We start from the raw sequence: 20,578 nt of genomic DNA on the forward strand, positions 1-20,578 counted from the left end.
GTACAGCTCACAGGTTGTACTGTTTACGTTTGCGGTACAGGGTCGACGCGTCGATACCCAGGGTGCGAGCCGCCTGGTCCAGTGTGTCGCTGGTAGCGAGAACGGCGCCGATGTGTGCCTTCTCCAGCTCGTCGAGGCTCAGCGCCGCACCGATACGCGGCGCATTGTTGGTCGGCTGCTCAGACATCCCAAGGTGACTGATTTCGACCTTCTCCTGGGGACAAATGATGCTGGCGCGCTCCACCACGTTGCGCAGCTCACGGATATTCCCCGGCCAGCGATAGTTGAGCAACGCTTCGCGTGCTTCATCGCTGAAGCCGCGTGCAGGTCGGGCGTATTCCTTGACGAAGCGCGCCAGGAAACGGTCGGCCAGGGTCAGGATGTCTTCACTTCGCTCGCGCAGCGGCGGCAGGTGCAAGGTGATCACGTTGAGGCGATACAGCAAGTCCTCGCGGAAACGGCCGTCGCGCACCATGTCTTCCAGATTCAGGTTGGTGGCCGCGAGGATACGTACGTCGGCACGACGGGTGACCGGATCGCCCACACGCTCGTATTCCTTGTCCTGGATGAATCGCAGCAATTTAGGTTGCAAGGTGAGTGGAAAGTCGCCGATCTCGTCGAGAAACAGCGTGCCGCCATCGGCTTGGTTGACACGGCCCAAGGTGCTTTCACTGGCACCGGTAAAGGCCCCACGGCTATGGCCGAACAACTCACTTTCCATCAGCTCTGCGGTCAGCGATGGGCAGTTAATGGTCACACAGGATTTCTTTGAGCGCTTGCTCCAGCCGTGAATGGCTCGTGCCAGCTCACCTTTACCGGTACCGGATTCACCCAGGATCAAAATGTTGGCGTCTGTCCCGGCCACCTGGCGTGCGGTTTCCAGCACCACCATCATCGACGGGCTGTGGGAGTCGAGGCCATCTTTCGGTTGGCGCACTTCGCCCTCGAGGGCCTCGAGGCGCGCAGAGAGTTGACGCACTTCCAGTTGCTTGGCGGTGGCGAGGCGCAGTTGGTCGGGGCTGCACGGCTTCACCAAGTAGTCGGCGGCGCCAGCCTGGATCGCGTCAACAGCGGTGTCGACCGCCGAATGGGCGGTCACAATCACCACGCGCATCCAAGGCGCCTGGATGCGCATCTGCGCCAGCACATCCAGACCGTTGTCTTCGCCCAAGCGCAAGTCCAGGAAGCACAGGTCGAACACCTGGCGCTGCATCAAGGTATCGGCCTGGGCAGCGCTGTTCGCGGTAGCCACTGTGTAGCCTTCATCTTCCAGGCAATAACGGAAGGTGCGGAGGATCGCGGATTCGTCATCCACTAAAAGAATGCGGCCTTGAAGTTCCTTGGCTGATTCCATCTGTCCCGCGCTCCCTAAAAGTATGAATGATGGTGTTTAGTCCCGGAATAATCGGGCAAGTTGCATGGTTTATTCTGATCGATAAATGACGACGTCGTGCAGGTATCTGCAGTCCTGTCTACAAACCCCCGTCTGATGGCGTTTTCATGCCGTCTTGCCAGTTCGGCAACACACCTTCCGCTTTCTATCCCTTGATCCGACCGCTGGCCGTCGTGCATTTCGCACGGCGCCAAGTGGGGGATCGTGCAGGATGCTGGGCTCATGGTTATTCATTAATAGATAAGTTATTGATTTAATTAGGTTTTATTTTGTAAAAAAACTGGCATGCGCTCTGCAATATCCCTCTCAACAAATAATCAAAATGTGGGAGACCAGCAGCATGACTCGCCAAAGCCTTAGCCAATTGCGTGTATCGCCACTGCGCTTGCAGCAAGGGCTGTTTGCCAGCTTGGCGCTGATGGTCACGTTGATTGGTGGTCAGCAGTTGCAACATTGGCAGCAGAGTCAGCAGCAGGTTCCTCAGTTTGAGCGTCCGGCCATGACCCAGACCCATTTCCGTTCCGTTGGCAGCGTTGCTCCCAGCGCAACAGCCCCGCAATTGCGGATGGTTGACCAGGCGTCTTCCCTGAGTGAACTGCCATCCCAAGAGCGTTGGGTGTTCTAGGCAACAAAAAGGCCACTTGTGTTGAGTGGCTGTACGGCACCACAGCTGTTACCTCTTAAAGAACGATAAGGAGAATCACCATGTTGAGTTGGGCAATCACATTTCTGATCATCGCCATTGTGGCTGCAGTCTTGGGCTTCGGTGGTATCGCGGGCACCGCCACGGGTATCGCAAAAATCCTGTTTGTGGTCTTCCTGGTGATGTTCATCGCTTCTTTCTTCTTTGGTCGTCGCGGCCGAGGCTGAAAATGACCACTCTGTCCTTCAAAGCCATTACTGCCGCCCTGCTTCTGGGCGGTAGCGGCTTGGTGATGGCCGCCAATGACGGCCAATCCCGAGCCAACGAATTGCTCAGCGCGGACCCGCAATACCGTGAAACCTGGCAAGGCGTGGTGAAGAAAGAAGAGCGTCTGCCGGAATGGGTATTGAACCTGTCGGGCACGGCCGAGCAAATGAATGCCGTGGAAGAAGACGGTGATAAGTATTTGGTTGGGCCGCTCTGCGAAACCGCTGACACGTGCCTGAACAAGCGCTTGATCGTTGCCTTCAGCCTCGACAAGGAAGATGCCTACGCCATGTTGGTGGAAGTCCCGGCCGGCCTGCCGGCGGACAAGTCACCCACGCGGCACGCCGACTACCGTTTTATCGGCAAGCCGGACGAGGGCATGCAGAAGCTCCTGATGGAGCAACTCAAGAAAGATCCGAATTGGTACTAGGTTCCGTTTGACGCGATTGTCGTCTGCGGAACTAGCGTCCATGGAAAGAAGCCCCCTCGCTTCTTTCTATCTGCACAGCACGCCAAGTGCTGTGCATGACCAAGGGGCCGGGTTGTGCTGATCAATCGCGATCGGCGTGACCTACGGGTACAGGGAGTACCTGCGAAAGGGCCGGGTCAGGCGAAAGGCTGCGACGCAGGTTCACAAGCTTATGGCTTGCTGAACTTGCGGCGCGCTTATGACGTAAACCCTCTGCCTCGTTGTCCCTCTTCATATACCTGCCTATACCTCCCTTAGTCGCAAATTTCCGTTCTGCTTGTTCCCAACCATTTCTTAGTGTGTCGGCTCGACCATCTATCGATAAAATTGGTCTGGGCCTATAGGGCATTTCTGACACTAAACAGCGGAGTTCCCAAGCATTTCTAGCAATGCTCGCGACACGCGCTGAATCTCTGCGCGAGCCGGGTTTGGCAGGTTCACGGCATGTTTGTCGGACAAAATGTCACATTTGAACTGACCGTTCGGACAGTTATTATGAAAAAAGACCATGCCGATTCGGCATAGGGTAGGCGTTTACGGCATTAGACGTCGCTCCCTTGCATGGGAATAGTTGCGCCTTTTTTCGCCTGCCAGTAAGCCATTTCGGCCACGCTGCGGTGACCTTCCATGGAGGCAGATGCACACACTTTTTCGCCCTCGGGCGTTGCAGCTGGCGCGTTTGCCTTAAGTTCACTTGAAGTAAGGGTAATGACATGAAGAAGGCAAAGCTAAGCCTCGCCTGGCAGATCCTCATCGGTTTGGTGCTGGGGATCGCAATCGGTGCTGTGCTCAACCATTTCAGCGCTGAAAAGGCCTGGTGGATCAGCAATGTGTTGCAGCCAGCGGGCGATATCTTTATCCGCCTGATCAAGATGATCGTGATCCCGATTGTGATCTCCTCGCTGATCGTCGGCATTGCCGGTGTCGGTGACGCGAAAAAACTCGGGCGTATCGGCGTCAAAACCATCCTTTACTTCGAAATCGTCACCACCATCGCCATCGTGGTCGGCCTGCTGCTGGCCAACCTGTTCCACCCGGGTGCTGGCATCGACATGAGTACCCTGGGTACCGTCGATATCTCCAAATACCAGGCGACTGCCGCCGAAGTGCAGCATGAGCATGCGTTCATCGAGACCATCCTCAACCTGATCCCATCGAACATCTTCGCCGCCGTGGCCCGCGGCGAAATGCTGCCGATCATCTTCTTCTCCGTGCTGTTCGGCCTGGGATTGTCGAGCCTCAAGCCTGAGCTGCGTGAGCCGCTGGTGACCATGTTCCAGGGCGTGTCCGAGAGCATGTTCAAAGTCACCCACATGATCATGAAGTACGCCCCGATCGGCGTATTCGCACTGATCGCCGTCACCGTCGCCAACTTCGGCTTCGCCTCCTTGCTGCCGCTGGCCAAGCTGGTGATCCTGGTTTACGTCGCCATCCTGTTCTTCGCTTTCGTGATTCTCGGCCTGATCGCCCGCCTGTTCGGCTTCTCGGTGATCAAGCTGATGCGCATCTTCAAGGATGAGCTGGTGCTGGCCTACTCCACCGCCAGCTCCGAAACCGTGCTGCCGCGCGTGATCGAGAAGATGGAAGCCTACGGCGCGCCGAAGGCCATCTGCAGCTTTGTGGTACCGACGGGTTACTCGTTCAACCTCGACGGTTCGACCCTGTACCAGAGCATCGCGGCGATCTTCATTGCCCAGCTGTACGGCATCGACCTGTCGATTGGCCAGCAGTTGATGCTGGTGCTGACCCTGATGGTCACCTCCAAAGGTATCGCCGGCGTACCGGGCGTGTCCTTCGTGGTACTGCTGGCTACCCTGGGCAGCGTGGGTATTCCGCTGGAAGGCCTGGCGTTCATCGCCGGTGTCGACCGCATCATGGACATGGCGCGTACTGCGCTCAACGTGATCGGCAACGCCCTGGCCGTACTGGTCATCTCCCGCTGGGAAGGCATGTACGACGATGCCAAGGGCGAGCGTTACTGGAACTCCCTGCCGCACTGGCGCAGCACGCAAGCGCGGCCAGTCGGCCAAGCTACGCGCGGCTGATAGCACGACGGCTCTGAAACAAACCCCGGAAAATTCCGGGGTTTGTCGTTTCTGCCAGCCCCGTTATCATTCGCCCCATTCTTTGGGGGATTCAACTGATGCTCAATGGCCTGTGGCTTGGCTTCTTTGTCGTGGCAATGGTGTCAGCACTGGCGCAATGGCTGATTGGCGGTAATGCCGGGATTTTTGCGGCAATGGTCGAAAGCATTTTCGCCATGGCCAAACTGTCGGTGGAAGTGATGGTGCTGCTGTTCGGCACCCTGACGCTGTGGCTGGGTTTTTTGCGCATCGCCGAAAAAGCCGGGATCGTCGATTGGCTGGCCAAGGCGCTGGGCCCATTGTTTCGCCGCCTGATGCCTGAAGTGCCCGCCGGCCACCCTGCCATTGGCTTGATCACCCTCAATTTTGCAGCCAACGGCCTGGGCCTGGATAACGCGGCAACGCCCATCGGCTTGAAAGCGATGAAGGCATTGCAGGAACTCAACCCCATCCCCAACACGGCGAGTAACGCGCAGATCCTGTTCCTGGTGCTCAACGCGTCTTCGTTGACGCTGTTGCCGGTGACCATCTTCATGTACCGCGCGCAGCAAGGTGCTGCGGACCCGACGCTGGTGTTTTTGCCGATCCTGCTGGCGACCAGTGCGTCTACCTTGGTGGGTCTGTTGTCGGTGGCGATCATGCAGCGCCTGCGGCTGTGGGATCCGGTGGTGCTGGCCTATCTGATTCCGGGTGCGTTGGTGCTGGGCGGCTTCATGGCGTTGCTGGCGACGCTGTCCGCCACCGCACTGGCGGGCTTGTCGTCGATCCTCGGCAACCTCACGCTGTTCGGCCTGATCATGCTGTTCCTGGTGATTGGCGCGCTGCGTAAGGTGAAGGTGTACGAGGCGTTCGTCGAAGGCGCCAAAGAAGGCTTCGATGTGGCCAAGAATTTGCTGCCGTACCTGGTGGCGATGCTGTGTGCCGTCGGCGTGCTGCGAGCATCCGGCGCGCTGGACTTTGGTCTGGAAGGTATTCGCCACGTCGTGGCCTGGACCGGCATGGACACGCGGTTTGTGGATGCCTTGCCCACTGCCATGGTCAAGCCGTTCTCCGGCAGTGCCGCGCGGGCGATGCTGATCGAGACCATGCAAACCCAAGGTGTGGACAGCTTCCCGGCGCTGGTGGCGGCGACGATCCAGGGCAGTACCGAGACCACCTTTTACGTGTTGGCGGTTTATTTTGGTTCGGTGGGGATCCAGCGGGCGCGGCATGCGGTGGGATGTGCGTTGCTGGCGGAGTTTGCCGGCGTCGTGGCGGCGATTGCGGTGTGCTACTGGTTCTTTGGCTGAGGCTTAAACCCCTTTCGCAGGCAAGCCAGCTCCCACATTTGACTGTATTCACACATCAAAATGTGGGAGCTGGCTTGCCTGCGAAGAGGCCCTCAGCGTTTCGGTGCACTATTGCCCTGCGCAACCACCCAATCCACCACCTGCTTATTCAACTGATCCCCCGCCAGTCCAAACCCAGCCACCACGGCCGGCACCTTGGTGTCATTCACCGGCTGTCTCACCTCAAATCGCCGGCTGGCAATAATCCGCTGATCACTCCCCCGCACCAGCCGCGCATCCAGGCGAATCACCACCTCCACCGCACTGCCTCGGTACTCACTCTGGAATGCCTGCAATTGCCCGCCCAGCTCATAGTCGGCCTGCAGATTGGTCTCGTCGGTGCTCAATAACGTTACCCGCCCATCGCGCTGAAACCCGTCCAGCAGGCGATTACGCAACAGCACCGGGGTCGGATCGCTCCAGCGCGAGTTCGCATAACTGCTGATCAGGTCGCCATTGGGCACCACGGCAATGCGCGGGCTGTCTAGAAATTCGCTGGTCTGCGGCTTGGTCACGCGCAGCGACCAGGCGACCGGGGTGCCCTGTGTGGTGGTCTGGGCCGAGGCCAGGCGATACACATCCGAAGGGTCGGCCTTGGGCAGGATCGAGCACGCGCTGATGAGCGCCAGGGCCACAGGGGCGATCATTTGGTAAGCACGCTTCATGGCGTGAACTCCTTGTTCTGGTCGCTGCCCAGCAGGTAACCGCTGGGGTTGGCTTCCAGGCGGCGAGAGATAGCGCGCAGCGAGCCGAGGGTTTCGCGCAGTTCGCGCACGGCCGGTGCCAGTTCATTGAGGCCTTGCATGCCGCTGTTTACCGAACTCTTGTTGTCTGTCAGCAAGGTGTTGATGGTGGCGGTGCTCTGTTCAAGAGACTTCATGGCTTTTTCTGCGCTGCCAAAGGCTTGTTTGCCTTGATCGTTGAGCAAACCGTTGGCATTGCGCATCAGCACCGTGGTTTGCTCCAAGGCGGCAGTGGCCTGCTTACTCACTTGCATCAGTTGCTGCATCACCACCTTGATGTCGCCACGCTGGTCGGCGATGAACCCCGTGGTTTTTTCCAAGTGGTCCAACGTGTTGCTCAGGCGCTCGACATTCTGCGCGGAGAACATGTCGTTGGCGTTGTGCAGCAGCAGGTTGATGCTGGTCATCAAGTCGTTACTGTTATTGAGCAGGCGCGCGATGGGCGAAGGCGAAGCGATGATTTCCGGCAGGTTGCCGTCTTTGCCTTTGAGTTCGGGGCTTTGGGGCGTGCCGCCGCTGAGCTGGATGATCGAGGTGCCCGTGATACCGGTCAGTGCCAGTTTGGCCTGGGTGTCTTCCTTGATCGGCGTCTGGCCGGCCAGGCGGATGCGTGCGAGGACGCGGCGCGGGTCCTTGGGGTCCAGGCGCAGGCTGATAACGTCACCCACTTTGATGCCGCTGTACTGCACCGAACTGCCCTGGGAAAGCCCGCTGACGGCTTCGTTGAAGACCACTTCGTAATCCTGGAAAGCGCTGTCGATGCTGGACTTGGCCAGCCACAGGCCGAACAGCAGCGCGCCGACCACCACGATCACGCTGAACAGACCGATCATCACATGATGGGCTCGGGTTTCCATGTCATACCTCGTTAAGCGATTGAGCGGCATCCAATGCCGCGCGGCCCCGGGGGCCGTGGAAATATTCGTGAATCCACGCGTCGTCCGTTTCCGAGACGACGTCGATGGCACCGGCGACCAGCACTTTCTTCTGTGCCAGCACCGCCACGCGGTCGGTGATGGTGTACAGCGTATCCAGGTCGTGAGTGACCAGGAACACACTCAGGCCCAGCGCATCGCGCAGGGTCAGGATCAGTTGGTCGAACTGCGCCGCACCAATCGGGTCGAGGCCGGCGGTGGGTTCGTCGAGAAACAGGATGTCCGGGTCCAGCGCCAGCGCACGGGCCAGGGCCGCGCGCTTGATCATGCCGCCCGACAACGAAGCCGGGTATTTGTCGGCCGCCGACAGCGGCAGCCCGGCCAGGGCCAGCTTGACCGCAGCCAAGTGCTCGGCGTCGCGGCGGCTGAGGCCGGCGTGTTCAATCAGTGGCAGCGCGACGTTTTCGGTGACGGTCAGCGAGGAAAACAGTGCGCCCTTCTGGAACAGCACGCCGAAGCGTCGTTCCACCAGCGAGCGTTCGTGTTCCGAAAGATTGGGCAGGTTTTTACCGAACACCCGCACTTCACCTTCGCTGGGCCGGCGCAGGCCAACAATGCTGCGCAACAGCACCGACTTACCGCTGCCGGACCCGCCGACGACCGCGAGGATCTCGCCTTTGTACAAATCCAGGTCGAGGTTCTCGTGCACGCTCTGCCTGCCAAAACGATTGCACAGCCCGCGCACTTCAATCACCGCCTCACTGGGCGCTCGGTGTAGACGACTCACCAGCCCATCTCCATGAAGAACAGCGCAGCCACCGCATCCAGCACGATCACCACGAAAATCGACTGCACCACGCTGGAGGTGGTGTGAGCGCCGACCGACTCGGCACTGCCACTGACCTTGAAGCCTTCCAGGCAACCAATGGCAGCAATCAAAAAGGCGAAGATCGGCGCTTTCACCATGCCCACCAGGAAATGCTGCACACCAATGTCCGATTGCAGCAACGAGAGAAACATTGCCGGGGAAATATCCAACGCCACGGCGCAGACCACGCCGCCGCCGACAATCCCGGAGAGCATTGCCAGAAAGGTCAGCATTGGCAATGACACCAGCAACGCCAGCACGCGCGGCAATACCAACAGTTCCATCGGGTCGAGGCCCAGCGTGCGGATGGCGTCGATTTCTTCATTGGCCTTCATTGAGCCGATCTGCGCGGTAAAGGCACTGGCGGTGCGGCCGGCGATCAAGATGGCGGTAAGCAACACGCCGAACTCGCGTAGGAAAGAGAAGGCCACCAGGTCCACGGTAAAAATCGTCGCGCCAAAGCTCTTGAGCACCGTGGCGCCCAGGAACGCTACGACGGCGCCGACCAGAAAGGTCAGCAGGGCCACAATAGGCGCAGCGTCGAGGCCGGTTTGTTCGATGTGCGCGACCATCGGCGTGATGCGCCAGCGCTTGGGGCGGAAAATACCGCGAGCAAAGGTTTCGAGAATCAGGCCGATAAAGCCCAGCAGTTTTTTGCTGTCCTGCCAGACGGTGTCCACCGCCCTGCCGATGCGCGCCAGCACCTGAATGCCGGTGGCTTCTTCCGGTGCTTTCTCCGGCACGCAAAAATCATTCAGGGAGCGGTAGACGGTCTTCAGCAGCGCGCGGTCGGCGGCTGACAGGCTGCAATCGGTCTGTTCGGCGGATTGCTCGATACGGGTCGGCCCCAGCAACTCCACCAGCAGCGAGGCGCCGGCAGTATCCAGCGCGCCGAGGCCGTTGAGGTCGATGCGCGCGCCGGCGTCGTATTGGCCGTCAAGTTTGTCCGACAGCTTCTTCAGGCCGGCATAGTGGGCAAGCGTCCAGTCCCCCGTAATCCTCAGCTGTGGCGGGGTGGTGGACGTATCGAGGTGAGCTGCGCCGGCGGTCGTACGGGTGGTCATAAGCTCCGAGCTTGTTTGGCTATCCACAATTCCTACGTAATAGCACGATACGTCCTACTTTGGATTGTCCGTTTGTGCTGTGTCGGTGACTTTGAACCGCAGTACGCCGATCACCTGCCCGTCTTCTGTCAAAACCTGCACTTGCCAGCGGCCTACCGAGTCGCCTGGGAAATTCTGCTTGTGGGTCCAGGCGCGATAGCCCTCTTTGCGCCCGCCGTGGATATCCAGGGCGATGCGGTCGACCTCTTTGCCGTTGAATTTCCACACGTGGTAGATCCGTTCATCCAGCCCGCGCGGGGCGTTGATCGCGGTGTAGGCGTACAGCCCGCTGCTTCGCAGCTGCGCGGCGTTGACTTCCTTGAGGTCATCGCCGGGGGTGCGGTCTTGCAGTTGGGTACTGATGGCGACTTCAGTCATCCACAACGTGGCTGGCGGTACCCAGCTGCGTAGAAACCAACCGGCACAGCCTATGGCGGCAGTGACCCCGAGCAGCATCGCCCAGCCTTTGAGGCTGCGCAGCGGCAGGCTCACCGCCAGGCTCGGAATCGACAAGACCATGGCTACGCCGAGGGCGAGCTTGTAACTCTGGGCCGTGGTCAGGTGCAGGATGATCGGCAGTGCGGTGAGCAATGCGGCGAACAGGGTCAGGGTATGCAGCGCCAGAAACAGCGAGCGCTTGGGCGCCAGCCACTTGTAGTACAGCGGGTCGATGATCGACACCAGCGCCGCCGCCCCAAGCAGCCCGGTGAAAATCGATTGGCCGCTGTTCCAGGCGGTGGTGACAAAAAAGAACGGCAGCACAAAAAACAGACTTTCCTGGTGGATCATCTGGGTCGCGTAGCGCAACAGGGGTTCGGGAATTTCGCGCTTGAAGACTTTGGTGAACAGCTGGGTAAAGCTGTTTTCCAGCATCAGCCATAGCCAGCTCACCAGCATGATCACGGCGATCCAGCTCGCCATGCCTTGCTGGCGATCCACCAGGATGAAACTGCACACACCCGAGATAAAACCGCCGAGTGCAATCACCCCTGGGTAGCGCTTCATCAGCTCGAGGATGCGGGTGATTATGCGGGTCAGGTTTGGCATTCGGCGGTTCGCAGTCTTTGTAGGGAAAAATCCGAGACAGAATAGCGTCTTAGCCCGTCGTCCGGTGCCTCATTACGCGATCCGTTTGCGATAAACCCGCACGCCGATCAGCATAATGGCGATCAGCCCGAGTACGCCGGCGCCGATCCAACTGAGGGCGTCATAGCTCAGCAGCGGTTTCTCGATGCGCCAGTAGCCGGGCTGCTTGAACACTTGGCGCATGGCTTGGTTGGTCTGGTCCAGGCTCACCGCCTTGATGCGCTTGGCCGGGTCGCTGAAGCGGCCTTTGTTGTAATCGCTGGATGCACTCCAATAGTAGTCGGCCAACGCGCTGTTACCTTGAACGGCCCAGGCCTGGCGCGCGATTGCAGCCTGTTGCAGGCGCGCGAATACCGCAGGGTCGAGGCCATCCTTGAGCAGTTGCGCCTTGAGGTCCTGGAGTACCTGTTCGGCTACGGGGAGGTTTTCCCGCTCAAGGTCGGCGTTCAGGCTGAGGAAGCCGACGCCGCCGAGTACTTCGCGTTCGCTCCAGGGGCCGTAGGACAAGCCGTGCTTGAGGCGTAGTTGGCGGTACAGCGCCCAGTCGAGGTAGTCCTTGAGCAAGTCGTAGGTTTCGTCGTGCTGTTCGTCCAGCACCGGCTCGGGAAACAGCCAGTGCAGCTTGGCGCTGTCGCCTACCCAGCCGTGAATCAGTTCACGATGACTGGCGGCGGCGTGCTGGATGTCAGGCAGCGCGGGGTGTTCAGTCGGCTCGACCGGGTCGAGTTGGCCATAGGTGCGTTCCAGATAAGCCGGCAGCAGTTTGTCGAGGTCGCCGACGATGATCAGCGTCATGTTGTTAGGCGCGTACCAGTTTTTGCGCAGCTTCTCCAATTGGTCGCGGGTCAGGTGATCGACCTCCGCACGTTCAGCACACTTGAGGCCAAGCTCGACGGCCAGTTGATTGCTGGCAGTGTGGCCCAGGTCCTGGCGGTCCAGTAGGCGTTGCAGGTGTGAATAGTGGCCGCCGTCTTCGCGCTCGACCACTTGCTTGGCGGCGTTGATATTGGCGTCGGTCAGTTCGGTACGGGTGATGATCGCCAGCAGCAGGTCGAGCACCTTGCGCTGATTTTGCGCGGGCGCTTCGATCACAAAGGTGGTGTCGGCATTGCTGGTGTAGGCGTTCCACTCGCCGCCCAGCGCCTGCATGCGGTCTTCCAGGTCACCTTCGCCGCCGCCGTCGATGCCGCTGAACAGCAAGTGTTCCAGCAAGTGCGGCAGCTCTTTGTCCTCGCAACTGAAGTCATCCAGCCCTACGCCCACCACCAGGCGAATCGCCACGTGCCCGCGCTCGGTGCCCGGTTTGAGCAGCAATTGCAGGCCGTTGGGCAAGGTGTAGCCCTCGACTTGCAGGCGGTCAAAGGCAAAGGCGTGGGTACAGCTCATGAGCAGGCAAGCGAATAACAGGCGACGCATAACAAGCTTCCTGGCGAGTGAGGTCAGCTTTAACTGACTTCACGGGCCATCATCCGTTCAGGGCGAGTGTGTGATGTCGGCAATATCTTCGGCGGAGAGCGCGCCGGTGTCGGACGTTTCCAACACTACATAAGCACTGCTGCAAAACAACGAGTTCAGGCGTTTCATGTCGGCAATCAGTTCCAGATGCAGGGAACTGGTCTCTAGGCTCTGTACGATTTTGCGCTGCAGGCGGCTGACATGGGCGTGGGCCAGACGGCGTTCCTGGGCGCGGAAACGGCGCTTCTCGCGCAGCAATTGGCGAGCGCTTTCCGGGTCCGCGCTGAGGAATACCGACAAGCCGAGGCGCAGGTTGGCGATCAGTTGGCCGTGCAGGCCGGTCAGTTCTTCCAGGCCCACTTCGGAGAACTGGCGGCGCTGGGAGGTTTTCTGCTGCTGGACTTTGCGCAGCATGCGTTCGATCAGGTCGCCGGCCAGTTTCAGGTTGATCGACAACTCAATGATCTCGGCCCAACGGCGGCTGTCCTGTTCGCTGAGGTCTTCGCGGGGCATTTGCGCCAGGTAGAGTTTGATCGCGCTGTAGAGCGCTTCGACATCGTCACTGAGGCTGCGCATTTCCTGGGTGATAGCGGTCTGTTTGCCGCGCAGTACCTCCTGCATGGCGGTGAGCATGTTGTCGATGAGGTCGCCCAGGCGCAGGGTTTCGCGGGCGGCGTTGGCCAGTGCCAGGCTCGGCGTGGTCAGTGCGGTAGGATCCAGATGGCGCGGTTTGGCCTTGCCGTTGACCTCTTCACGTTCAGGCAGCAGCCAGGCGCACAGCCGCGCCATCGGGCCGATGGTGGGCAACAGGATCAGGCAACGACTGACGTTGTAGAGCAGGTGGAAGGTGATGACCATGCCTTGGGCGCTGTAGTCCAGGCCATCCATCCACAGCACCAGCGGGTCGAGTACCGGGATGATCAGCAGCAGGCCGATCAATTTGTACAGCAAGCTGCCCAAGGCCACTTGGCGGCCGGCGGCGTTCTGCATGCTGGTGCTGAGGAAGGCCAGCACGCCGCTGCCGATGTTGGCGCCGATCACCAAGCCGATGGCCACGTGCAGGCCGATCACGCCGGCGCCGGCCAGGGTGGCGGTCAGCAGCACGGCGGCCAGGCTGGAGTAGGAAATCATCGCGAACAAGGCACCGACCAGGGCGTCGAGCAGGATGTCGCCGGTTAATGAAGCGAACAGCACTTTCACGCCCTGTGCGTGGGTGATCGGCCCGGCGGCTTCGACGATCAGTTGCAGCGCGAGGATGATCAGCCCGAGGCCAATGCCGACCCGGCCCAACTGCCCTGCCCGCGTCTGCTTGCGCGACAGGAAGAAAATCACCCCGAGAAAAATCAGCAGCGGCGACAGCCAGGACAAGTCAAAGGTCAACACGCGCGCCATCAGCGCGGTACCGACGTCGGCGCCCAGCATGGTCGCCAGGGCGGGCATCAGTCCCATCAGGCCCTGGCCAACAAAGGAAGTCACCAGCATCGCCGTGGCGTTGCTGCTCTGCACCATGGCGGTCACCAGGATACCGGCAACAAACGCCAGCCAGCGCTTGGACATGTTCTGCCCGATGACTTGGCGCAAGTTGGAGCCGTAGACCCGCAGGATGCCGGTACGGACGATGTGCGTGCCCCAGATAAGCAGGGTCACGGCGGAAAGCAGATTGAGCAAGGTCAGCATGCTCGGCCCCCCGTGTGGGTGTGCGCCAATCGACGCAAATGAGAATTGCCGCTGCCGTTCTACGTCTTGTGATTAAGCTGTAGTTGGCGAATGGGTTCTGCGCCAGCATCGCATAGCTAAAGTGGGGATTGAAACAAAACTGTCATGAAATCAGCTTTTTGCAGACGAGAAAAAAGGGCTCGAAAGCCCCTTTTTCAGCAGCGAGTCAGTTTTATTGACCCGGAATATCTTTGCGCAGTTTCACAGGATCCTGCTGTTTGCGCTTTTTCGCGATGGCGGTACGCATCTTGATGTTCACCGCTTCCACTGCCAGCGAGAACGCCATGGCGAAGTAGACGTAGCCTTTTGGCACGTGCACATCGAACGATTCGGCGATCAGCACGGTACCCACGACCAGCAGGAACGACAGCGCGAGCATCTTCAGCGACGGGTGCTTGTCGATGAATTCGCTGATGGTGCCGGCCGCCAGCATCATCACCAGCACTGCCACGACAATCGCCGCAACCATGACCGGCACATGGGAAACCATGCCGACAGCGGTGATCACCGAGTCCAGGGAGAACACGATGTCGATGATCGCGATCTGGATGATGGTGTAGATGAACTTGCCACCTTTGCCGCCCGGTTCTTCGTGGGTTTCGTCTTCACCTTCGAGCGCGTGGTACATCTCCTGGGAGCTTTTCCACAGCAGGAACAGGCCACCGAAGAACAGGATCAGGTCGCGACCGGAAATGCCTTGGCCGAAGACCACGAACAGGTCGTTGGTCAGTTGCATGACCCACGTGATCGACAGCAGCAACAGAATGCGCGTGACCATGGCCAGCGCCAGGCCGAAGATCCGGGTGCGCGCCTGCATATGCTTGGGCATGCGGCTGACCAGGATCGAAATCATGATGATGTTATCGATACCCAGAACGATCTCGAGGGCCGTCAGCGTGAAGAAGGCAATCCAGATTTCCGGATTGGTCAGCCATTCCATGTGTATTCCTTTGAGCAAGTGTTAGACCGCGCAAGCTGCAGCGCCGCGCGGTGAGTGAGTCGGTACGATTATAGAGTGCTGAACAGCGGAAAAATCCCCATCAGCAATGCGGCGAACATTATGCACAGGCATACCAGCACTGCCCACTTCAGCGTGAAGCGCTGGTGATCGCCAAATTCGATACCGGCCAGAGCTACCAGCAAGTAGGTCGAAGGTACCAGCGGGCTGAGCAAGTGCACAGGCTGGCCAACAATAGACGCGCGGGCCATCTCGACGGCGGTGATGCCGTAGTGGCTGGCGGCTTCGGCGAGTACGGGCAGTACGCCATAGTAGAACGCGTCGTTGGACATGAAGAAGGTGAAGGGCATGCTGACCAGCGCGGTGATTACCGCCAGGTACGGGCCCATCGCTTCCGGGATGACCGCCAGCAGGCTCTTGGACATGGCGTCGACCATGCCGGTACCGGACAGAATGCCGGTGAAGATACCGGCGGCGAAGATCAGCCCCACCACCGCCAAGACGCTGCCGGCATGGGCGGCGACGCGGTCTTTCTGCTGTTGCAGGCACGGGTAGTTGACGATCATTGCGATACTGAACGCCACCATGAACAGCACCGGCAGTGGCAACAGACCGGCGATCAGGGTGCACATCAGCGCCAGGGTCAGCGCGCCGTTGAACCAGATCAGCTTCGGACGGCGGGCATCCGGGAATTGCGACACGCTGATTTCACTGTGGTCGATCTCGTCACCTTGCAGGTGCAGTTCACCCAAGCGCGCACGTTCGCGCTTGCCGTACATGTAGGCGATCACTAGGATCGCGACCACGCCAGCGGCCATGGCCGGGATCATCGGCACGAAAATATCCGATGGGTCCACATGCAGCGCACTGGCGGCGCGGGCGGTCGGGCCGCCCCAAGGGGTCATGTTCATCACGCCACCGGCGAGAATGATCAAGCCGGCCATGATCCGCGGGCTCATGCCGATGCGCTGGTACAGCGGCAACATGGCGGCCACGCAGATCATGTAGGTGGTGGCCCCGTCACCGTCGAGGGACACGACCAGGGCCAGCACAGCGGTGCCGACGGAGACTTTGAGCGGATCACCCTTGACCATCTTGAGGATCTTGCGCACGGCCGGGTCGAATAGGCCGGAGTCGATCATCAGGGCAAAGTAGAGAATGGCGAACATCAGCATCACGCCGGTCGGCGCGAGCTTGGTGATGCCTTCGAGCATCATCGGGCCGATCTTCGGGGCGAAACCGCCGAACAGCGCAAACAGGATCGGCACGATGATCAGGGCGATCAGCGCGGACAGGCGCTTGGTCATGATCAAGAACATGAACGTGATGACCATGGCAAAGCCAAGGAAAGTCAGCATAGGAATACTCCAGGCGTAGCGCGGCTAGGGAATGGCGAACCGGTGGGGGTCAGCGCAGAACGAAAGGCACGAGGCGTACGGGTGGAGTTGGGGCGAACAGGCGGGTACGGGCGGACATCGGGAATCACCATTGTTGTTGTGTACAGCCGGTCTGTTGCCGGCAGTTGGAGGTGATCCTAGTCGCGAAAGCTTTCAGCCAGCTTTCGCTGGCAAAACAGGTGATGAGAGGTGCAATAAGTTGTCGTAGCAGCTGTCGAGCGCCAGCGAGGCTGCGTTGCGGTGCGTCAGGCAGTCCGCCGACGCAGCCTCGCTGGCGCTCGACAGCTGCTACGGGAGTTGCGGGTGTCTATGGGAGCTCCAGACCGCCGGCGGCCTTATGCAATGCCCGCAAATGCTCGCCCACCTGCTTGAGGTTGGCTTCGCACGCAGCAATTTCGGCGGAGCGGGAAGGCTCCAGCAGCGCCCTCACCTCTTTATCCAGTTCGCCGGTCAGCGATTGCAGCTGCTTCTGGCGTTCGGCGCTTTCCGATTCCAGGCGTTTGGATTCCGACGGTTGCGGCAGCCCGTAGCCACCGCTGCCCAGCAGCTCCGCCGGGCGGCTGAGGAAGCCGCTGTTGGCGAGGATCTGTTGCAACGTGGCGTTGGCTTTCTCCATGCCACCGTTTTTCAGCTCGCGAGCACCGAGGTAGCGTTGTTTGACCTCGTCCTGGGCCAGCATCAACTGTTTACGAAAGCTCGCCTGCTCCAGCAGCAGCAACGCGGCGCTGGTGCGCAGGTCGGCCTGGCCGAACCACTGGCGGCGTTCCTCTGCGCTGAGAGACAGCCAGTCTTCGACCTGGGTTTGTTTGATCGGCAGGTGTTTTCGCAGCACATCGAACATCGCTTGGTAACGCTCGCGGAAGGAGTCGAAGTGATAGCCCAGGCGCAAGGCCTTGCGCTTGTCGTCCAGCACACTTGTGTCGGCCAGGCCGCGGGCGCTCAGAACCTCCAGCAAACCATTGGGGGTGATGTTATCCAGGCCGGTCAGTTGTGGGTTGGCGCTGCCGCTGCGTAACAGCTTGAGGCTTTCCACTGCGCAGTTGTTGGAAATGAAGAAGTAGTTGCCGTCATAGCTCCAGTGCATTTCGGCGGCATGTTCGACGGTGTCGTTGATTTCCTGGCGGGTCAGTTTCAACGGTACAGAGGCCAAGCCGCGCAACTCGGTCTTGGTGTACTCGTCGATCACTTGCGCCAGCGGCAGTACAAACAGTCGCGACGGGTACTTGCCAACCAGGCCATCCCAGCTCGACAGCTGTACGTCACCGACAAACGCGCGGTAGGACAACACTAGATGCTGGTCCAGGTCCAGCCGACAATCCGGCCCTCGCGGGCGGCCCGGCGCACAGATCACCAGGCGCAACATGCTGTGGCCCCAGCGGCTGACCAGGTTCTGGTTGGCTTCGGCCAGCAGGTAGTCAATTTCGTAGACGCGCTCCGGGTCGACATGGCCCAGCGGTGTCTTGGCGAAGTCGTTGCCGGCGTTCAGGAATGCGTAGCTCTTGGCGCAGGTGTCTTGTTCGGGCGGGGCCCAGCCGAAGTGTTCCTTGTAATAGCGGAACAGTGAGGGGCGGCGGCAGGCGTAGCTTGGGTCGAGGAGGAAGTACTCCATATTGACCGCGACAAATTCCAGCGGGCTGGTGGTTTCGTAGATGTCCGGGCTGCGGGCGACCTGGTGATTGTTCTGCTCACGCTCGCCGCGCCGACCAACGTATTGCGGCCAGCCGGCAAGGTCCAGCAGGCGAGGGTCATCGCTTAGGGTAAAGCGTCGGCCGTTCTGGCCACGGCATTGATCAGGCAGACCGATGAGGCCGGTGAGGCTGTTCTGGCGGCTGCAACGATTGATCAGCGCACGGTCTTCTTTGGACCACAGGCGCGCACGGTCATAGATATGGGTCAGTTCATGCAGCACCGTGGCAAGCATTTCCCGGCGCACAGTGCCGTGGGGGCGATTGGTTTTCTGAGTAGCGGCGCTGCCATCGGTGAGGCTGGCGAGCAGGTTGCGGTTGAGGTCCAGCTCGGACACCAGGGAGGCTTGACCGTAGGCGTTTTCGGGCATCTTGTCGGTCCAGCCGACATCGATGCGTCGGTCCAACTGCTCGATAAAGCGCGGCGGCAAAGAGCGCATCGCTTCGTCGAGCAACGCCTGGCTGGCCTGTTGTTCAGCCGGGCTCAAGCCCTCGGTCTTGAGCCGCAGTTGCAGGCTGGCCTGGGCCGCGCTGGCACACAGCAGCACGGCCCCGGCCAGGAGCCAGGCGGCAATTCGCCTCACAGTGCGAGGATAGCTTCAGCGAGCGTCTGGTCACTGGCGTCACGGGCTTCGGGCAAGCGTGTGCGCAGGGTGTCGAAGGCTGCTTCCAATCGCGCGCCACGGATCTCGCCGTTGGTAGCTACGAAGCTGGCGGCGTCATCGTGGGCTTCGCGCACCACTTTGGAATCGCGGATGGAAGTGGTGGTGTCCGAGGTGAAATCAATGGTGCGGCCAGAGGCGCGAACAATGATGTTACTGGTGGCAACCAAGGTATGCGCCTGGGCAACGTCGGCCAACAACAGCAGGCCAAGGGTGGCGGCGATCAGCGGGCTACGCATGGAATAACTCCAAATACAAAGATGGAAATACAAAGATGATTATTGGACGAGAATTGCTTGCGCCAGTTCAAGGTCGCTGGCGTTAAGTTTTGGTTGGTTACGGCGCAGGTAATCCAGCGCCGACTCCAGCCGTGCACCCCGCCATTGGCCGTCAGTGGCGATAAATGCAGCAGCGTCGTCCTGGGCGGCCATTATCACTTTTTTGTCGAAGGGTGCGGAGGTCACTTTACTGGTGGCGTACGCGCTGACGACGGTGCTCTGAGTGGTCAGGTCAAAGGCCGAAGACAGTGGCGACCAGCCGGCGGAAAATATCAAAGGGACTATTAAAAGGCGGTATGAAAAAGCCATAGGACTCGACTATTGAAAGCGAGCGCCAAGGCTAGCGCAATGCCCGGGCGAGAGCCAGCGCCCAGGCATCCGTCCTGTCGTCAGATCGCCAGGATGGCCTGGGCCAGTTGGGCGTCAGTCGCAGTGTTCAGTTGCGGAGCCTGTTGGCGAATCTGCGCCAGGGCGCTTTCCAGTTTTACTCCACGAATGGCGCCTTCGCTGGCGACAAAGCTGGCGGCGTCGTCACGAGCGGCGCGCACGACCTTATTGTCACGCAGGGACGAAGTGGCATCGGAGCTGGCGTCGGAAGTGGCCTTCAGCGCGCCGACGATGGAGTCGGTGGTCACGATGAAGCTGGTCGCATTGGCATTGGCAGCCAGGGCCAACAGGGCTGCAGCACTCAGCAGGCGAAGACGGGACATGGGGTGACTCCTGTAGATGAACGGATAAGGTGGCGCAGGGCAACCATTCGGATCAGACGCCCGTGCTACGCGGTTCGCCACGTGTTGAGTGGATATTAAGCCGACACTTATCCATTCGGGAAGCGCCTCGACTGCCTAGTCACGCCAGAACGGCTTGGACAGTTCAGCCATTTGGTCCCCATGGCTGATACCGAGATCCGACAGCTCCCGGCCATCAAGCCGCGACAGCTGGCGTCGTTCATAGGCGCGGCGCATCCATTTAGCGAGGATGGAGGTCGTCTGGTGCAAAAACCGCTTATAAGGAGGGGGATGGCATATCCATGGCGGTTACCTTTCATGAGGTCTTGGAACACCATGTTGAGCGAGCCCGTGTGACCGGTACAGATACACCAATGCTAAATTGTACTGCTTAACTGTTGTATTTTTTAAACTGTAACTGTCGCTATGAAAGACTTCTGTTTTCCCGTTCAAAACCACCATCCCGGAAACAACAAAGCCCGCCTCCGGTTTCCCGGGGCGGGCTTTGTTTTGAAGAATCAGTGCTGGCAGTGGACCCGGTGGGTCAGGGCCAGCGAGCGCTAAGTTAGCGCCAGAACGGCTTGCTCAGCTCTTCGTAACGTTGAGCTTCGCTGATACCTGCGTCAGCCAGCAGACGCGAATCCAGGCGAGCCAGTTGGTGACGGCTGGAGATGCGGCGCTGCCACAACATCAGGTTGGCCAGAACGCGCAGAGGCATTGCGGCTTGGTTGTTTACAGCTTTTTCAGAGAACAGATCGGAACTGAGTGTACGTTCCATGATGACATCCTTCCGCTTGTGGCGGGATTAGGTAGTGGTTTAACTGATGCCAATGATCCTCT

General features: G+C 59.8%; 21 protein-coding genes. 5 read left to right on the forward strand and 16 right to left on the reverse strand.

Annotated elements, in window-relative coordinates:
• Positions 1-7: 7 nt before the first annotated feature.
• On the reverse strand, positions 8-1,354 hold the full coding sequence (algB, locus tag AB4O35_RS06535; RefSeq protein ID WP_065875647.1) for a sigma-54-dependent response regulator transcription factor AlgB: 1,347 nt from the start codon (positions 1,352-1,354) through the stop codon (positions 8-10).
• A gap of 379 nt (positions 1,355-1,733) precedes the next feature.
• Between algB and AB4O35_RS06540 the strand changes: the two genes are divergently transcribed.
• From AB4O35_RS06540 to AB4O35_RS06560, 5 genes are all read left to right on the forward strand, one after another.
• Positions 1,734-2,018: a hypothetical protein gene (locus AB4O35_RS06540; RefSeq protein WP_065875648.1), complete on the forward strand. Its 285-nt coding sequence runs from the start codon at positions 1,734-1,736 to the stop codon at positions 2,016-2,018.
• 80 nt (positions 2,019-2,098) lie between these two features.
• Positions 2,099-2,263 carry a DUF1328 domain-containing protein gene (locus AB4O35_RS06545; protein WP_003170804.1) on the forward strand — a complete coding sequence of 55 codons (165 nt, stop codon included), beginning with the start codon at positions 2,099-2,101 and terminating at the stop codon, positions 2,261-2,263.
• 2 nt (positions 2,264-2,265) lie between these two features.
• Positions 2,266-2,733, forward strand: coding sequence for an inhibitor of vertebrate lysozyme family protein (locus tag AB4O35_RS06550; RefSeq protein ID WP_065875649.1), 468 nt, complete (start codon positions 2,266-2,268; stop codon positions 2,731-2,733).
• Positions 2,734-3,485: 752 nt separating this feature from the next.
• On the forward strand, positions 3,486-4,817 hold the full coding sequence (gene gltP / locus AB4O35_RS06555; protein ID WP_065880373.1) for a glutamate/aspartate:proton symporter GltP: 1,332 nt from the start codon (positions 3,486-3,488) through the stop codon (positions 4,815-4,817).
• Between the two features lie 98 nt (positions 4,818-4,915).
• Complete coding sequence (locus tag AB4O35_RS06560; protein WP_065880374.1) at positions 4,916-6,145, forward strand: nucleoside recognition domain-containing protein; 1,230 nt, start codon at positions 4,916-4,918, stop codon at positions 6,143-6,145.
• Positions 6,146-6,237: 92 nt separating this feature from the next.
• Here the strand turns inward: AB4O35_RS06560 and AB4O35_RS06565 are convergent, their stop codons facing one another.
• From AB4O35_RS06565 to AB4O35_RS06635, 15 genes are all read right to left on the reverse strand, one after another.
• A complete protein-coding gene (locus AB4O35_RS06565) occupies positions 6,238-6,849 on the reverse strand; it encodes an ABC-type transport auxiliary lipoprotein family protein (RefSeq protein ID WP_065875651.1) in 612 nt (203 codons plus the stop codon).
• Positions 6,846-7,784 carry an MlaD family protein gene (locus tag AB4O35_RS06570; protein WP_065880375.1) on the reverse strand — a complete coding sequence of 313 codons (939 nt, stop codon included), beginning with the start codon at positions 7,782-7,784 and terminating at the stop codon, positions 6,846-6,848. Before AB4O35_RS06570 ends, AB4O35_RS06565 begins: the two co-directional genes overlap by 4 nt.
• 1 nt (position 7,785) lies before the next feature.
• On the reverse strand, positions 7,786-8,589 hold the full coding sequence (locus AB4O35_RS06575; RefSeq protein WP_065875653.1) for an ABC transporter ATP-binding protein: 804 nt from the start codon (positions 8,587-8,589) through the stop codon (positions 7,786-7,788).
• Complete coding sequence (locus tag AB4O35_RS06580; protein ID WP_065875654.1) at positions 8,586-9,734, reverse strand: ABC transporter permease; 1,149 nt, start codon at positions 9,732-9,734, stop codon at positions 8,586-8,588. The genes AB4O35_RS06575 and AB4O35_RS06580 overlap by 4 nt, the downstream gene beginning before the upstream one ends.
• A gap of 54 nt (positions 9,735-9,788) precedes the next feature.
• Positions 9,789-10,820 (reverse strand): DUF5924 family protein, encoded by a 1,032-nt coding sequence (locus tag AB4O35_RS06585; protein ID WP_065946105.1) that lies wholly within the window; start codon positions 10,818-10,820, stop codon positions 9,789-9,791.
• 72 nt (positions 10,821-10,892) lie between these two features.
• Positions 10,893-12,275 (reverse strand): M16 family metallopeptidase, encoded by a 1,383-nt coding sequence (locus tag AB4O35_RS06590; RefSeq protein WP_065946106.1) that lies wholly within the window; start codon positions 12,273-12,275, stop codon positions 10,893-10,895.
• 57 nt (positions 12,276-12,332) lie between these two features.
• Positions 12,333-13,991 carry a Na/Pi cotransporter family protein gene (locus AB4O35_RS06595; protein ID WP_049710721.1) on the reverse strand — a complete coding sequence of 553 codons (1,659 nt, stop codon included), beginning with the start codon at positions 13,989-13,991 and terminating at the stop codon, positions 12,333-12,335.
• Between the two features lie 211 nt (positions 13,992-14,202).
• The gene (locus AB4O35_RS06600; RefSeq protein WP_049710720.1) at positions 14,203-14,970 is read right to left on the reverse strand and encodes a TerC family protein; all 768 of its coding nucleotides are present in this window, start codon (positions 14,968-14,970) and stop codon (positions 14,203-14,205) included.
• 68 nt (positions 14,971-15,038) lie between these two features.
• Positions 15,039-16,346 carry a CitMHS family transporter gene (locus tag AB4O35_RS06605; protein ID WP_003187405.1) on the reverse strand — a complete coding sequence of 436 codons (1,308 nt, stop codon included), beginning with the start codon at positions 16,344-16,346 and terminating at the stop codon, positions 15,039-15,041.
• 346 nt (positions 16,347-16,692) lie between these two features.
• Positions 16,693-18,654 (reverse strand): DUF7844 domain-containing protein, encoded by a 1,962-nt coding sequence (locus AB4O35_RS06610; RefSeq protein WP_065875657.1) that lies wholly within the window; start codon positions 18,652-18,654, stop codon positions 16,693-16,695.
• Entirely contained in the window at positions 18,651-18,971 is a 321-nt protein-coding gene (locus tag AB4O35_RS06615) for a DUF2388 domain-containing protein (RefSeq protein WP_049710717.1), read from the reverse strand. The genes AB4O35_RS06610 and AB4O35_RS06615 overlap by 4 nt, the downstream gene beginning before the upstream one ends.
• A gap of 39 nt (positions 18,972-19,010) precedes the next feature.
• Entirely contained in the window at positions 19,011-19,319 is a 309-nt protein-coding gene (locus tag AB4O35_RS06620; RefSeq protein WP_065910217.1) for a DUF2388 domain-containing protein, read from the reverse strand.
• Between the two features lie 80 nt (positions 19,320-19,399).
• Entirely contained in the window at positions 19,400-19,720 is a 321-nt protein-coding gene (locus AB4O35_RS06625; RefSeq protein ID WP_025854295.1) for a DUF2388 domain-containing protein, read from the reverse strand.
• A 135-nt stretch (positions 19,721-19,855) separates the two neighbouring features.
• On the reverse strand, positions 19,856-20,008 hold the full coding sequence (locus tag AB4O35_RS06630; RefSeq protein WP_460149571.1) for a DUF1127 domain-containing protein: 153 nt from the start codon (positions 20,006-20,008) through the stop codon (positions 19,856-19,858).
• Positions 20,009-20,303: 295 nt separating this feature from the next.
• Positions 20,304-20,516 carry a DUF1127 domain-containing protein gene (locus tag AB4O35_RS06635; RefSeq protein WP_049710714.1) on the reverse strand — a complete coding sequence of 71 codons (213 nt, stop codon included), beginning with the start codon at positions 20,514-20,516 and terminating at the stop codon, positions 20,304-20,306.
• Positions 20,517-20,578 lie beyond the last annotated feature (62 nt).

It is taken from the genome of Pseudomonas sp. H1_A03, from assembly GCF_054685145.1.

Excerpts from the sequence above, each read along its gene's own strand:
- algB (WP_065875647.1), bottom strand. The coding sequence starts at position 1,354 with ATGGAATCAGCCAAGGAACTTCAAGGCCGCATTCTTTTAGTGGATGAC.
- AB4O35_RS06540 (WP_065875648.1), top strand. The coding sequence starts at position 1,734 with ATGACTCGCCAAAGCCTTAGCCAATTGCGTGTATCGCCACTGCGCTTG.
- AB4O35_RS06545 (WP_003170804.1), top strand. The coding sequence starts at position 2,099 with ATGTTGAGTTGGGCAATCACATTTCTGATCATCGCCATTGTGGCTGCA.
- AB4O35_RS06550 (WP_065875649.1), top strand. The coding sequence starts at position 2,266 with ATGACCACTCTGTCCTTCAAAGCCATTACTGCCGCCCTGCTTCTGGGC.
- gltP (WP_065880373.1), top strand. The coding sequence starts at position 3,486 with ATGAAGAAGGCAAAGCTAAGCCTCGCCTGGCAGATCCTCATCGGTTTG.
- AB4O35_RS06560 (WP_065880374.1), top strand. The coding sequence starts at position 4,916 with ATGCTCAATGGCCTGTGGCTTGGCTTCTTTGTCGTGGCAATGGTGTCA.
- AB4O35_RS06565 (WP_065875651.1), bottom strand. The coding sequence starts at position 6,849 with ATGAAGCGTGCTTACCAAATGATCGCCCCTGTGGCCCTGGCGCTCATC.
- AB4O35_RS06570 (WP_065880375.1), bottom strand. The coding sequence starts at position 7,784 with ATGGAAACCCGAGCCCATCATGTGATGATCGGTCTGTTCAGCGTGATC.
- AB4O35_RS06580 (WP_065875654.1), bottom strand. The coding sequence starts at position 9,734 with ATGACCACCCGTACGACCGCCGGCGCAGCTCACCTCGATACGTCCACC.
- AB4O35_RS06585 (WP_065946105.1), bottom strand. The coding sequence starts at position 10,820 with ATGCCAAACCTGACCCGCATAATCACCCGCATCCTCGAGCTGATGAAG.
- AB4O35_RS06590 (WP_065946106.1), bottom strand. The coding sequence starts at position 12,275 with ATGCGTCGCCTGTTATTCGCTTGCCTGCTCATGAGCTGTACCCACGCC.
- AB4O35_RS06595 (WP_049710721.1), bottom strand. The coding sequence starts at position 13,991 with ATGCTGACCTTGCTCAATCTGCTTTCCGCCGTGACCCTGCTTATCTGG.
- AB4O35_RS06600 (WP_049710720.1), bottom strand. The coding sequence starts at position 14,970 with ATGGAATGGCTGACCAATCCGGAAATCTGGATTGCCTTCTTCACGCTG.
- AB4O35_RS06605 (WP_003187405.1), bottom strand. The coding sequence starts at position 16,346 with ATGCTGACTTTCCTTGGCTTTGCCATGGTCATCACGTTCATGTTCTTG.
- AB4O35_RS06615 (WP_049710717.1), bottom strand. The coding sequence starts at position 18,971 with ATGCGTAGCCCGCTGATCGCCGCCACCCTTGGCCTGCTGTTGTTGGCC.
- AB4O35_RS06620 (WP_065910217.1), bottom strand. The coding sequence starts at position 19,319 with ATGGCTTTTTCATACCGCCTTTTAATAGTCCCTTTGATATTTTCCGCC.
- AB4O35_RS06625 (WP_025854295.1), bottom strand. The coding sequence starts at position 19,720 with ATGTCCCGTCTTCGCCTGCTGAGTGCTGCAGCCCTGTTGGCCCTGGCT.
- AB4O35_RS06635 (WP_049710714.1), bottom strand. The coding sequence starts at position 20,516 with ATGGAACGTACACTCAGTTCCGATCTGTTCTCTGAAAAAGCTGTAAAC.